This window comes from Neptunomonas concharum (assembly GCF_008630635.1).
Classification (GTDB): Bacteria; Pseudomonadota; Gammaproteobacteria; order Pseudomonadales; family Balneatricaceae; genus Neptunomonas; species Neptunomonas concharum.
In genome coordinates this window covers 908,873-923,480 of the sequence record NZ_CP043869.1, presented here as the reverse complement: position 1 = coordinate 923,480, position 14,608 = coordinate 908,873, and the positions used below count along the sequence as shown (strand labels likewise).

At 41.4% G+C, this 14,608-nt stretch carries 12 protein-coding genes; 2 read left to right on the top strand and 10 right to left on the bottom strand.

Annotated elements, in window-relative coordinates; translation table 11 throughout:
• Positions 1 to 7 precede the first annotated feature (7 nt).
• From F0U83_RS04315 to F0U83_RS04280, 8 genes are all read right to left on the bottom strand, one after another.
• Entirely contained in the window at positions 8 to 1,174 is a 1,167-nt protein-coding gene (locus F0U83_RS04315) for a nucleotide sugar dehydrogenase (RefSeq protein WP_138988932.1), read from the bottom strand.
• A gap of 63 nt (positions 1,175 to 1,237) precedes the next feature.
• A complete protein-coding gene (locus F0U83_RS04310) occupies positions 1,238 to 2,686 on the bottom strand; it encodes a hypothetical protein (RefSeq protein ID WP_138988933.1) in 1,449 nt (482 codons plus the stop codon).
• Positions 2,687 to 3,847, bottom strand: coding sequence for a glycosyltransferase (locus F0U83_RS04305; RefSeq protein ID WP_138988934.1), 1,161 nt, complete (start codon positions 3,845 to 3,847; stop codon positions 2,687 to 2,689).
• The gene (locus tag F0U83_RS04300; protein ID WP_138988935.1) at positions 3,844 to 5,010 is read right to left on the bottom strand and encodes a polysaccharide pyruvyl transferase family protein; all 1,167 of its coding nucleotides are present in this window, start codon (positions 5,008 to 5,010) and stop codon (positions 3,844 to 3,846) included. The genes F0U83_RS04305 and F0U83_RS04300 overlap by 4 nt, the downstream gene beginning before the upstream one ends.
• On the bottom strand, positions 4,995 to 6,086 hold the full coding sequence (locus tag F0U83_RS04295) for a glycosyltransferase (RefSeq protein WP_138988936.1): 1,092 nt from the start codon (positions 6,084 to 6,086) through the stop codon (positions 4,995 to 4,997). The genes F0U83_RS04300 and F0U83_RS04295 overlap by 16 nt, the downstream gene beginning before the upstream one ends.
• A gap of 1 nt (position 6,087) precedes the next feature.
• The gene (locus F0U83_RS04290; RefSeq protein WP_138988937.1) at positions 6,088 to 7,278 is read right to left on the bottom strand and encodes a lipopolysaccharide biosynthesis protein; all 1,191 of its coding nucleotides are present in this window, start codon (positions 7,276 to 7,278) and stop codon (positions 6,088 to 6,090) included.
• The gene (locus F0U83_RS04285; RefSeq protein WP_138988938.1) at positions 7,271 to 8,281 is read right to left on the bottom strand and encodes an NAD-dependent epimerase; all 1,011 of its coding nucleotides are present in this window, start codon (positions 8,279 to 8,281) and stop codon (positions 7,271 to 7,273) included. The genes F0U83_RS04290 and F0U83_RS04285 overlap by 8 nt, the downstream gene beginning before the upstream one ends.
• Before the next feature lie 19 nt (positions 8,282 to 8,300).
• A complete protein-coding gene (locus F0U83_RS04280) occupies positions 8,301 to 9,755 on the bottom strand; it encodes an undecaprenyl-phosphate glucose phosphotransferase (RefSeq protein ID WP_246077907.1) in 1,455 nt (484 codons plus the stop codon).
• Between the two features lie 187 nt (positions 9,756 to 9,942).
• On the opposite strand from F0U83_RS04280, the gene F0U83_RS04275 reads away from it, so the two are divergent.
• Together F0U83_RS04275 and F0U83_RS04270 are read left to right on the top strand one after the other, a co-directional pair.
• Positions 9,943 to 10,452, top strand: a complete 510-nt coding sequence (locus F0U83_RS04275) for a hypothetical protein (RefSeq protein WP_138988939.1) — start codon at positions 9,943 to 9,945, stop codon at positions 10,450 to 10,452.
• Positions 10,453 to 10,545: 93 nt separating this feature from the next.
• Positions 10,546 to 11,865: an O-antigen ligase family protein gene (locus F0U83_RS04270; RefSeq protein WP_138988940.1), complete on the top strand. Its 1,320-nt coding sequence runs from the start codon at positions 10,546 to 10,548 to the stop codon at positions 11,863 to 11,865.
• A 26-nt stretch (positions 11,866 to 11,891) separates the two neighbouring features.
• Here the strand turns inward: F0U83_RS04270 and F0U83_RS04265 are convergent, their stop codons facing one another.
• The gene (locus F0U83_RS04265; protein WP_138988941.1) at positions 11,892 to 13,085 is read right to left on the bottom strand and encodes a DUF1501 domain-containing protein; all 1,194 of its coding nucleotides are present in this window, start codon (positions 13,083 to 13,085) and stop codon (positions 11,892 to 11,894) included.
• A gap of 9 nt (positions 13,086 to 13,094) precedes the next feature.
• A complete protein-coding gene (locus F0U83_RS04260; protein ID WP_138988942.1) occupies positions 13,095 to 14,474 on the bottom strand; it encodes a DUF1800 domain-containing protein in 1,380 nt (459 codons plus the stop codon).
• Positions 14,475 to 14,608 lie beyond the last annotated feature (134 nt).

The window sequence follows — 14,608 nt, the reverse complement described above, 5'->3', positions numbered from 1 at the left end:
AAAGCCGCTAATCACTGCCAAACAGATCGCGGGTGTAGACCTTATCTGCTACGGCCTCTAGCTCTGAGGAGAGACGGTTAGCAATAATCACATCGGCATCGGCCATAAATTGATCAAGGTTACGCTCGACCCGCGAATTAAAGAAGCTAGCCTCCTCCAATACCGGCTCATACACGATCACCTCAATCCCTTTGGCTTTGATACGCTTCATAATCCCCTGAATAGCCGATGCTCGAAAGTTATCGGAGCCCGACTTCATCACCAAACGGTAGATCCCCACCACCTTAGGCTGGCGGCGAATCACCGAATCAGCAATAAAATCTTTACGGGTGGTGTTAGCATCCACAATGGCACGCACCATGTTACTGGGCACGTCTTGGAAGTTTGCCAGCAACTGCTTAGTATCCTTGGGTAAACAATAACCACCGTAACCAAACGACGGGTTGTTATAATGGTTACCAATGCGAGGGTCTAACCCAACACCTTGGATAATCTGGCGAGTATCCAGCCCGTGGGTTTCGGCGTAGCTATCTAGCTCATTAAAATATGCCACACGCATCGCCAAATAGGTGTTAGAAAACAGCTTAACGGCCTCGGCCTCGGTTGCATCGGTAAACAACACCGGAATATCTGGCTTAACCGCCCCCTGTACCAAAAGATCGGCAAAGACACGCGCACGCTCGCTGCGCTCCCCCACAATAATGCGCGAAGGGTGCAAATTATCATAAAGCGCCCGCCCTTCACGGAGAAACTCAGGGGAGAAGAGAATATTATCGCAACCTAACGCCTGCTTAATACGAGCCGTATAACCCACAGGCACGGTAGACTTAATTACCATGATCGCATCAGGGTTGATGGCCATCACATCCTTAATCACCGACTCAACGGAGCGGGTATTAAAGTAGTTGGTATCAGGGTCGTAATCGGTAGGCGTTGCAATAATCACATAATCAGCAGCTTGATAAGCCTGTGCTTTATCCAGCGTAGCGGTAAAGTTTAACGGCTTGTTGGCGAGAAAATCTTCGATCTCCGCATCAACAATAGGCGATTGCTTGTTGTTAAGCATCGCGACCTTTTCGGGGATAATATCCACCGCGACCACTTCATTATGCTGCGCCAGCAACATAGCATTGGATAAACCAACATAGCCGGTACCTGCGATGGTTATTCTCATAAAGACATCCTTAGTAGGGGAAAAATAAAGACTAAAACGCTTTTAAAAGGAAAAATCAAATAACTAACCTCTTTGATTTCTTACTAGAGAAAAAGCATAGAGAGGCATTATATATATAAAATTTCTCAACAAAAATTGAGAAAAAACAGCGCTATCATACATGAAAAATTTTATTACCAGCAGAGATAGCATAGGCACCAACAAAAGACGAACATCTTTTGAGTCTAGCCCAACGACGAATTTTTTAATAAATGTGACAAAAAAAGCAATAAAGGTAAAAAAAGCAAAACCTCCGACCAAGCCGAAGTTAACAAAAAGCTCGCCATACTGACCAAGTAAATTAGTTGTAGCCCTTATATCACCATGCACATAGCTACCAGAACCAAAAATCAACTCTGTTTTTTCTTTCGTTATAGAAGGCATTTTATTTTCTTGGGACAACAAGCTATCAGGTATGATAGAAAAAATCGACGAAATATAAGATCTACCCAAACTTAAATCAAAATCATCATCAAGCACTTTTCGAAGAGTTAATGTTTGAAAGTCCATTCTCCCTAAATCACGACTTAAAACGAATTTAACATTTTCCTCTCTTAGGCCTTGGTTTAAAGTAGAGCGATACTCAGAATCCCATATTGCTTGAAGGCCATCCAAACCGGCAAACTTATACCAATAGTAGGAATTAAGAAAAACAAATAAGAACAAAATACCAGAAACAGCATATTTAATACTTATTTTCTTTATAAAAAAGTGATACATACCTACACCCCAAAAAAGAGAGTAAACGACCGCTCCTCTACTACCTTTCAACCCTCCAAAAATAAAATTAACAAAAACCATAATCAAAATAATTGCGGGAAAAAACCACCATTTATTTCTAACAGGTTTATCCATAAAATAAACCACTAATAAAACAGCAAAGGCATTTCTATAGCCGTCCGCAAGAAGCATTTGAACGCCCATACCGGAAAAAGGATCAAAAACTGCAGCTGATAAGTCTTGCCTTTCTGTAAAAGTGTTCATGAATCCAGAAACACCACCAAATTTTATATAAATAAACAACTGAGATAAAGCACCAATAAAAGTAAAAACTATAGATAAGAAATAAAATCTTCTCTTATCGAAAGAATATATATACATCGATGGTTTATTCATAAAAGGAGTTAGAAGCATAGCTGAAAAGCGATAAATTAATGCTCCAAACATCATAAGAAACGACCAAAAAATCAACCATCCATCATAGAACTGTAACTCAGGGAAGGAAGGCCAAAATTGCCAATGCCTCTGAAGAATAGGACTAAAAAAAAAGTAAACGTAAGAAAAAATTGACACAAAGGAAGCTGGGTCAAAAAGACAGCGCCTTCCCAGGAGCCAATCACCAGCTTCTTTAGCAAGAATAGAAACTGTAATGAAGCTGAATACAAAGAAAATATCAATATCAACCTCTTCGAAAAAGACAAGATAAAAGGTCGATACCAAAAGAATTAGTTGAGAAAGAATAAAGCCCTGCATTTAAGAGTAGCACTCTAGAACTTTTTTATAAAAGAGAACTCGCCTAGACTCGACGTTCGTTCTGATATACTCTCTAGCTTTGGATAAGTTAGCCCTCGACATGCTAGACAATACACTCGGGGTACTTAGAACAAACTCAATCTTTTTAGCCAAATCATTAACATCACCAGGTTCAGCAATAAATTCAGATGGAATAAGCTCATGAACACCACCAACATTAGTGCCAATACAAGGTAAACCTCGTGCCATAGCTTCTATCATTGCTCGAGGCAAGCCTTCCTGAAGCGAGGGTAAGACAAATAAATCACCCATATCCAATTCACTCCATACTTCGTGTCCTGCTGATTTCATACCCTTAAAACTAAAATATTCTGGAAGCCCAATAGACTTAACGTAATCCTCGTACTTTTGTCTTAATGATCCATCCCCTACGAAATTTACTCTTAGATCCATCCCCTTTTTAACAAGAGAACTAACAGCATCTATTAATTGCATATGCCCTTTATAGTCAGACTCCATCAATCCTACATGTACTATAACAAAGGGCTGAAGAGATGAGTACTCTCTGCAACTTTGAACTAAAGCATCATCTGGCAAGTCCAAAGAAGTATAATGAGTCTGAAAAGTACTTTTTAAAGCAGGATAGGATTTCTGCAAGGTAAACTCTGTTACATAAGAAGCTGCTAAGGCATTACCAGCAATAGTTTTTGTTGCCTTAGTAAAAATAAATTGAAAAAATCTAGAAAAACGCCTATTCAGCACAGCTGGGCTGTACGCATCATACGGATCACCGACTACTTCTACTGCGTATGGAATTTTCAATAGTTTCAAATATACTCCCAAGATAAGCGGAAGAGTAGCAGGCAAGCGTAAAATAAAAGCTGACTCTTTATCAATACCAGAAATTAGCTTCAATATTTTAGGTATTACTTTAATAAACCCAATAGGCCCCTTGTAACCTGGAACTGCCAGAAAATCAACACAATCACCTACCACCGGGTTTGCTTTTTGGTCTTCCCTGTCAAATAAACGGCCTATTAAGGTAACTCTATCAAAAGCAACAAGATATCTTTTTGAAAAATTTTCATAAGATACAACCCTAGATGACGGACCATCTACACTAGCAGTAAAGTGTCCATCACGCACGACGTAAACTCTCATTGCTTACCTCCAACAAAACTTTTTAACTGAGCCTCTATTTTTCTCTTATATTCAGTAATATCAATTATAGGTAAGTTTATAGCTCTCTTGATTAAATTAAAAACATCATCAGGAGAAAATATATCTCCTTTTACACAGAAATCTTTTTGAGCTATATCATCATAAAATGATTCAACTTTTTTATCCCATGTCAGCCCAACTGACTTAAGACCTAAGGATCTAGCTATAATTGAAGAATGAAGCCTATGCGACACCACACAAGAAAATTGTGCGATAGTTTGCACCAATTCATAGGGTGAAGATGGCCTAACAATGCGCTTATACTTAGTGCCTTCTAAAACAAAGGAAAGATACTTCTCATCATCATACGATCCATTTGTATAAAACAAAACATCATAACCAAATTCAATAAGTAATTCTGCAAGTCTTATAAAATTTTCTTTTAAAATATCTTTATCAAATCGAAAATCTTTACCCGCACTTGCTTGCAAATCATTCGGACAAGCTATACCTATGCCAACTCTTCCTGCAACACTCTTCTCATTGATAGAATACGCCTCGGCAGAGTAAAATGCGGGATCGTAAGTCCCTTGAGCCAATAAAACACCACTATTGGAAAACCTACGATTAAACTGTTCAACCGAGCTTGAATCCCTTAAAAAAACCGAGGTCACACAAGGCCTAGACAGAGCCCTTTTTAAGAGAAATTCTCCATACCAGGAGCTTTTACGTCCAACCCCACAACCAATAAAGCCAACGTCAACACCTCTACTTTCTGCATATGATATAATGAAGTTAAGTTTTAATGGGAAACTAAGATTATTATCATGAATAACTTGCCCTCCTCCGAAAACTATTTTAACTTCGCCATCAAGAATTTTCTCAGAATTCAAGTATGACTTTATCCTTCTTTTATCAACAAAGTTCCACTTTAATATAACTAAGATTGTTCTTAAGATATATGGCATATTAAGAGCAATATTTTTAATCTTTGATACACCACCAATTTTTGAGTAGCCTCTTCGCCCAGACATATCAAGATCAACCACCTCGAAAGAGCCACCTATCTTACTAGATAGTATATAACGCACATTATCTGCTATAACACCATCACCAAGATTGTCACTATATTTTGCAGTAATTAGTACTATCTTTTTCGACACTTCAGACTCTCCAAATAAACCTTATCCAAACCAGAAACAGTGCTGTCAACTAAAAAATTATTCAGAAAGTGTACATAACCATTTTCACCCATATCTCTGAGGTCTGCTTTAGTGTAAAGCAATATTTTTTCAGATATTGACTCAGGAGTTTCATCAATATTGAAAATAATACCTGTTTTACCTGATATGATAGTTTCTGGAATACCACCACTCGAACTTCCAAAAACAGCTTTTTTTTGTCTCATTGCTTCTACTGCTACAAAACCAAATCCTTCCCATCTCGAAGGAACTATCACTGCATCACAAATTTGATAGTAGAACTGCAACTCCTCACTTGATAGCCAGCCAAGTTTATGTACATTATCAGGAACAGAGAAATCCAACTCATTATCTAGTCTCGCCCCCCCTGCCACATACAAATCCGCTTTCCCCTTTAATCTTTCAAAGATTGGAATTAACAAGTCAAATCCTTTTGCATGGTGAAATCGACCAACAAACAAAAATTTCACTTTATCATTGCTATCTAAAACACCACCCTCAACAAAATCTGGGGGTGTTCTAGATATCCCGTTGTATACAACAACACACTTTTTTTCTGAGAAACCATAACTTACCGCCAGTTTCTTCTCAAATTTTGAAATACAAACTATTCTATCTGTAAGTACAGATAGGCATCGCTCCACAAGCGCATAAATATTTTTCTTAAAAGGCCCAGTACTCATAGAGAAAGACCAGCCATGAGAGCAATAGACAACAGCAACTTTTTTAAATAAAAATAAATGTACAGTCCTACAAAAAAAACCGGCAAAGCTACTATGAATGTGAACCACATCGGGCTTAAAACTTGACATTACTTTTATATAAACAACAATTAAATTAAATATACTGAAAAAACTTCGCCCCTTTGATTCAAAAGAAAAATTATTAAAACCCTCTCCTAGACAGTCAAGTTGCTCTCTTGGAGCGAGAACATAAACATTTTCCTTACCATACTTTAACGACTGAATTGGAACTATTTCATTAAGATATGTCGCTATACCTCCATGTACCGTTTCCGCAACATGTATAATTTTCATATTAAACCTTTACCTTATAGTAATTCTTAAAGACAAGAAAAAGAAGAGCAGAGTTATATATAATCAAGTAAGCAATAGTTGAAAATACCGCACCATTTACCCCTATCAAAGGAGTCAAAAAAAACAGTAAAGCGCCGTGCAAAAATGTTGAGTACACACCCCACTTTACCACCCCTATCTTTACACTAGACTGAAAAGCAACACTGGATATGTTTAGACAATATGAAAATAAACCAAGAATCTGCATTAAAGCAATATCCAACCATTCTACAGAATACGACACACCGAAAACCAAGTTGAAGAGCTTAACACCATAAAAATAGGAAAAGAAAATCGACAGCAAGACAACAAACCCACACCCGGCATATAGTCTCATTAAAAAAACAAACCATACCTTATAATTAGCCTCACTCCAAAACTTCGCCATTACAGGTAAAAAAAACTGTGATAACGCAATTACAACAACACTCCCAATAAAAACTATTTGATATAACAAAGCATATATTGCAAGATCGGAACTACTACGTAGACCTAAAAAAAATCTAGGAAGATTAAGGTTAAGATTTGAAACCATTGCCATCACACCAAAAGATAAACTTAAACAGAAAATCTTACTAGCCAAAGCAACACCATCAAAGTGCAGCGTTCCATCAAGCCCCTTAAGGGCAGACAGTAAAATAAAAACTAATATGAAAATCTGGAATAAAAAATAATACCTTAAACAGAACCAATCAAAAAACAACATGAAGCATATTAGAATAACGACAGAAACAGACCTAACGACATTATAATTCCTTATCAATTCATAATTTATGACTCTTTGAAATGCACCATATAAAGTCTCAAGACCACTCTCTAGAATCTTTAACGCAAGAACATAATAAAATATATAACCTAGTTCCATATCTAAGAAAAAGGTAATAGAGAGTATTGAGATAACCCCTAAGAATAAAAAGTAAAGTCTACTTTCAAAATAATTTGAATCTGAGTATTTAAACTGCACATCAACAGAGCAGAGATTTCTTACTCCACCACCAAAAAACATATACACCGGACTACATAATGCTACAGAAAAAACATACTCTGATAAAACCTCCTCTCCTAAAAATCTCCCCATATATACAACCAATAAAAGTTGCGATAACGCATGCAAGCCATTGCCAAAAAAAACACTAACCAGTTTTTTAATCATAACTACCAGCTATATATTTCATGTACCAGCTCACAAAATCACCAACTCCTTTTTCAATCCTACTATTAGGCTTAAAAGAAATAACGTTATCAAGTACTACTATATCGGCATATGTAACAGGAACGTCACCAGGCTGCATAGGTAAATATTCTTTTATGGCTTTCTCACCAGTAGACTCTTCAATTGCTCGAATAAATTCCATCAATTCGATCGGTTCATTGTTTCCGATGTTATATATCTTATAAGGGGCTATGTTCTCCGAAGGACTATCTATGCCCATCTTATCATCTCTTCGAGGTACAAAATTCTGAATACGAATCACGCCTTGAACAATATCATCTATATAGGTAAAGTCACGCTGCATTTTTCCGTTATTAAATACTTTAATTGGCTGCCCTTTCAGAATGGCTTCAGTAAACAACCAAGGTGCCATATCTGGCCGCCCCCACGGACCATATACAGTAAAAAAGCGCAGACCTGTAGTTGGCAAGGAATACAGATGACTGTATGTATGGGCCATCAACTCATTAGATTTTTTAGTTGCTGCATACAGAGACACAGGATTATCAACTCTATCACTTTCAGAGAAGGGGGTTTTTGCATTTGCTCCATAAACCGAACTAGAAGAGGCGTACACCAAATGTTCGACTTTATTGTGCCTACAACCTTCTAGAATAGTCGCCATGCCTACGAGGTTTGAATCTATATAGGCCATTGGATTTTCTATCGAATAACGCACACCCGCTTGCGCAGCTAAGTGGATCACACGCTGAAATTGTTCTTCTTTAAACAGTTGCGCGATTCCATCTCTGTCAGCTACATCCATCTTTACAAATCTAAAGGCAGAATATGGCGTTAACTGCTTTAACCGTGCATGTTTTAGACCTACATCGTAATAGTCATTAAGGTTATCTAAGCCGACAACTTCATGCCCGTCATCCAACAAACGCCTTGCCGTGTGCATCCCTATAAATCCAGCAGCACCTGTCACTAAAAACTTCATTCAACTTCCTTGCTACAACTTAATATATATCTTTGGCAAAAAGACTCACCGGCGTTTTAATAAGTATCTTTATATCCAACGCCAACGACCAGTTGTTGATATACGCCAGATCATACTCTACCCGCCGCTCCATTTTATCGAGAGTTTCTGTCTCCCCCCTAAATCCTCTAATCTGTGCCAAGCCGGTAATTCCAGGCTTAATACGGTGGCGGGCAAGGTAGGCGTCGATTTTGTCACTGTAGTAGTTGTTGTGGGATACCGCGTGGGGGCGCGGCCCGACTAATGACATGGTGCCGTTGAGTACGTTAATCAGTTGGGGCAGCTCATCGATGGAGGTGCGGCGTATAAACTTGCCAATTTTGGTGATGCGCGGGTCTTCTTTGGTGGCTTGTTGTACAACCTCGGCATCGTCGTGCAGTTTCATACTGCGGAATTTATACACTTTAAAGATTTGCCCATCAAAGCCGGTACGGTTTTGTTGGTAAAACACTGGGCCAGGGGATGACCGTTTAATTAGGATGGCGATCACTAAAAATAGCGGAGCTAACGCTATCAGACCAAGGGTGGCACAGGTTTTATCCATCGCATTTTTCAGGATCATGGGCACCCTCGATGCCGTTAGTGGGCTTTCATTCAGGGATATCAGCGGCACCCCTGCGACTTCGCGTACGGAGTGGTTGAGCAGGTTCATGGCGAAGATGTCTGGTGCCCAGATCACATCGACATTTTGGTCCAGCAGGTCGATATGCAGCCCTTCGATCTGTTCGGATTCGCTTAACGGCAGTGCAATATAGATACGTTTGATGTTGTGCTCTTTGATAATACCCCGTAATGAGGCGATGTTACCGAGTATAGGTAAGGTACTTTTTTCTCTCGATGTCGGAGTACTATCCAGTGTGTCTTCATAGCTTTGCACAATGCCGATTACACGATCCCTTAGCCAGCTGTTGCTGTTCAAGCTTTTTATCAGATGATGGGCTATGTTGCTTTGGCCTATCACCAGTGTCGGGATCGGCTTCGCGTAGCGAGCTTTATACTGCCGGTTAAGGTAAGCCAGCGTAATGGAGTTTAGTAGCTGTACTAATAGCACAATGGGCGCCCAGATTAGCACTACCTCGCGGGAGAATAAGTCGGTAGTTTTGGTGATAAACCCTAAGAATAGCCACAGTACCAAGCACAGCCCCCACGCCACCGCAATGCGTAATGCTGTACGCCAGTAGCTGGCGGATTGCCGGTATACGCCACGGGCGGTGTAGATACCAAACATGCTGATAACAACAATGACCCCCAAAAAACGATATTGCATAGGTAGTGAGTCGATTTTAAGGTAGGTAAGCAGTAGTAACAGCAGGAGCGCCGCGCCTATGTCAGCGAGAACCTGTACCCAAAACATGAGGTTTTCGTGATTTTTAAGTAGGCGCCTGCGACGAGACGGAAAGGCAGATACTGCCTGATGCGTTGTGTGTAATTCCATCTGTCCAACCCTTGATAAACTGCAGCGTGTATATATCCATCGCCCTTTGCTGCATTGCGAAGTTATTTTAAGTCACTCTGTCGGCGCTGTGCAACATTTAATCAATTTATTGTTGCCTTTATATTGCATGTGCGTTTATTGCTCTGCTAATATCTGGTTACATTTTCTACAAGCAAGGAGCATGTAAATGCGCCATCTTATCATTGGTGTTGTGGCAGGGATGTTCCCGTTGTACTCTGCCTTTGCGGATATACCATCTGATATTGCCTCAGGCTTATCAATTTCAGAAGTTGTTTCAAACGCTACGGCTGACGGCCAGTCTGTTGAATCTATCTTTCAGCAAGTTGCAGCTATAAATCCAGATACAGTAGCCTTAGTTGTTTCTGCTATGGTTTCAGCAAATCCAGATGCTGCTGATTCTATCGTTGCCGCAGCTATTACGGCTGCCCCAGATAAAGCGCAAGATATTACTTCTGCTGCTATATCTTCTGGAGCAGACGCTGATGCAGTTATTACAGCAGCAATAGGTGCAGGTGCAGACCCGACCTCTATTACTGAAGCAACAGCTGCAGGTAACCCTCAAGGCCAAGGTCGAGGTTTAGGTATTGCTCCTGGCCAAACTGGCCGTGCTGTGACTCCTCCTCCATTTGGCTCTAACGCTGGCGGCGGCGGCGGTGGAATAGGCAGCCCTAGCTGATCGTTAGCTAGCTCTGCTGAGTCGTTTTATATAAGAGGCTGACGTTTATCGTTGGCCTTTTTCTTTTAGTGCCTTTTGTGAGCGGTTGCTTTCATGGATAGATACATCCCTGCCGATAAAACGCTGTTTTATTGTTTTATTGCTTTTTTACTGTGGATCCCTTTACCCCTTGGCAGCAACCGCCCTTGGTCATCCTCTTTATTGATTGTTTTTACTGCTCTATTACTTGGCGGCTGGTGCTGGTTGTATTTGCGTGGCCGTATTGAAGTAACACCGGTTTTTAAAAAAGCGTTACCCGTATTTGGCCTACTGGTTGCTTCTAATCTGTGGGTAGGCTATCAGTGGATTAGCAACCATACGCTGGATGCTCATGCCACACTACAACAATGGATACTTGGCTGGAGTTATATCGCGGTGTTCGCGCTGGCATTACTGCTAATCAATCAGCGCAGCCGCATACAGCTAGTGTTGTACGCATTGGTACTAAGCGGCACCGCCCAGGCTATTTATGGTGGCGTCATGACTTTGGGCGGCACGGAGTATAGTTTTTTTATCCCCAAAGATAGCTATACCGGCGTAGCGACGGGCACCTTTATTAACCGTAATCATTTAGCGGGTTATTTGGTGATCTGTTTATCACTAGGGCTGGGGCTCATGATTGCAACGCTACACACAGAGCGTTCGGGTAGCTGGCGTAATCGTCTGCGCCGCTGGATGATGGCACTATTGGGTGAGAAAGCGCGATTGCGTATCGCCCTGATCATAATGGTGATCGGATTAGTGTTGACTCACTCACGTATGGGTAATACCTCTTTTTTTGCGGCCATGATGATTACCGGTGTGATTGCGTTATTACTCAGCCGCCGCGCCACTCGATCCACAGTCATACTGCTAGGCAGTTTGCTGGTGATAGATATCTTTATCGTGGGTACGTTTTTTGGTGTTGAAAAAGTTATCAACCGGCTAGAAAACACCTCCACCCAGCGAGAAACCCGTGATGATGTTAACCGCTACAGTGTAAAACTGTTGGATGAGCACCTGTTAACTGGCACAGGAGCCGGCACCTTTTATACAGCCTTTCCTGCCTATCGTGAGGCCGATATTCGTATCTTTTATGATCACGCCCATAACGATTATCTGGAGTTTTTATCTGAGCGCGGGTTGATCGGTTTTATCCCCCTACTGCTGGCCGCTGCCCTTAGCTTTGCTGTTGCCATCAAAGCGCAATGGAAGCGCAGAAATGCGCTTATGCGCGGGGTTTCGTTTGGTTGTATTATGTCGATGATCGCCATGTCGATGCATGCAACCGTCGATTTTAACCTACAAATCCCCTCTAACGCCGCAACCTTTATGCTGGTGTTAGCGCTCGCTTGGATTGCGAGTTATCACACATCCCGAAAAACGAATCTGTAACACTTGTTCGCTTATAAGTGGAACATCTATAAAGTAATAATATTGAGCTGCGGATAGCCTGCCAATAAAGGGCCTGGGGCTATGCCTAGCCATTGCTGTGCCACAGAGGCATAGAGCGATCTAAAGTCAGTGGTATATTTTAGATCTTTGTTTTGCAGATCAGACAAGCTTGGCATCGGTGTTCTCACACCTCCTGCTACTTTGCCTCCCATCATAAAGTGCGTGGCGGCTGTACCATGGTCGGTTCCTTGGCTGCCATTTTCAGTGACTCTTCTGCCAAACTCCGAATAACTCATCACTAAAATCTGATCCCACAGGCCTGCCTCTTTCATGGTTTTCCTAAAAAAGGCTAAACCTTCAGCGAGCGCTTTAAGTAGCTGATCATGCTGATTTTTCTGGTTTATGTGAGTATCAAACCCGCTTAAGGCAACTTTGATCACTGGAGCACCGTGTCCACCTTTTATTATGTTTGCCGCTTCATTTAGATCCCGCTTAAACTCTGCTATTTTAGCGACCTTTCCTTTATCTTTTGTATCCATCCCACCCATCATGATTTCATCGTTCACACCCTGCTTCAGCGTTTGCGCACCAGCCCGTGCGCTTTGGTAGGTATTAAGCATATGCTTGAGGGTGGCGTTTTTGCTTTGTTCACTGATCTCTTTTAGTTTTTCAGCTTGGCGAATAAATTGCTTTTGGTTATTCATAACCAGTACAGGTAAATCGTTACCCACCATAGGTGCAGCATTCCTACCGATAACAATACCTTGGGCTGAGAAATGCTTTACCAAGGGGTGCCCCTTATAAAGCTCAGCAAGCCAACCATTTTCGAGTATTTGATTACTGTCTGATGCTGTATCCCAAATTTCAATCGAGCGAAAGTGGGAACGATTAGGCTGCGGATAACCCACACCAGGAAATAACGCCAACTCACCCGCCGCCCATATAGGTTCCATCACTGCCATTTGCGCATTAATTGCTAACGTATCAGTCAGAGTAACTTGTGCATCCGATGGAACTGCTAATGTAGGCCGGTGAGTGCAATAGGCTTTGTCATTTATGGGTATAAATGTATTTAGGCTGTCATTACCGCCGTGTAATTCAACGAGCAGTAAGTAACGCGGTGCAGTACCGCTAGTAGATGGCGCAGCGAGCAATGGCGAAACTAATGGCAGTAAGGGTGTCAACAGTGTGCAGGCCAACAACTGGCGTCTCTTTAACATAATACAGCCCTATTTCAATTGGTAGACTGGGTCTAAAAACAATTGTTTTAATCGTTGCATTGGCCATTTACCTTCCATGTCGGTCACGGGGGATACTGCTAGCAGTAACTCCGTATCATTAGGCCAAGTTGCCGCCCTCGCCCAATGGCGAGATTTTTCAAATAACTGCCTATTTTTGCTCATTGGTCCGTTTTTCATCTCTTTTCCGCGTATTGCTCGCTCCAAAATCGTTTGTCGGCGCAATAAGCTGGATGTGTTAATCCACTCGGTGGATGAGATCGGCCATCCTTTGACATTGGGTGGTGCAAAAAGTGTCATACCCATCGTTGATGATTGATTAGCCAGAATTTTATAAGGTGCATCCGTTACATCGAAACTGCGGTACAAACCGACCAACAGCTCAATGGGGGATTTGACAAGAACACCTCTATTTTCCTGTGCCCAGAAAGCATCATCCATTAGTAAAGACTTAACGAGAAACGAAATATTGTAGACAGAATCTTTGAACCGCTTCGCCAAGTTTTTAACTTTTACAGGGTCAGGGTTCGGTGAAATAAAGTTCAACCACAACTTGTAAGTGATTAGCTCGGCAGTATGTGGCGTGGATAGCAATATTCCTAAGACATCCGGCATCGCAAAATTACCCGTGCGCCCTAAGATGGTTTTCACCCCTTGGTCGTGCTGCTTAACCTTGTTTACAAACTGTCGCTTGAGCTTATTAAGTCCCCACCCCGTTAACGCTCTGGCCACATTCTTAACGTCATTTTCGGTGTAGTTACCCTCTCCTAATGTATAAAGCTCGAGTAGTTCTCTGGCTAAATTTTCGTTTGGTTTACCTTTTTTATTTTTCTGATTATCCAGATAAAACAAAATAGCAGGGTCACGCATGACAGCAGATAACATCTGATCAAAGTAGCCTAACGACTGTTGGCGCATAATCTGGTATTGGTTAAACATCATGACCGGATCGTTGATTTTTTGGTCTGATGTTGTGAAATGGTTTTGCCAAAACAGCGTCATCATTTCTCGTAGCGGTGACCGGCTCTTTATCATGCGTTCAACATACCAGCCCCTCAATGCTTGCGTTTGTTGCCGTCGTAGTTTGTTCGCTGCTTGTTTTTGTGCCGTCGTCATATTTTTCTGTGGCTCAAGCACAGCTGGATGAGTCAAAAATTCGGGTGGCGTCACATGATTATCTAAGGGCTGTGCGAGAAGATATTCAATAGCTTGTTCACGATTTAAGGGAAGCAAGGCGTTAATCAATGCAGGAGAAGGCGCAAAAGCAGTTCTAAGCGCCAGATGCTTAGCGTCAGCATGTGACAAAGCTTTGGCTGAGACGGGTAACATACAAAAGATACAAACAACAACAGACGATAACAGGCGTTTCATAACACCTCCCTGGCGATTAAAACAGCAAGCTCATCTTACTCAACTGAGCTTACTCTTAACAGCATAAAAAACGGGGTTCTTTTCAGAACCCCGTGAGCCAAGGGACTTGCTTAAAATAGTTTGTGCGACGTGGC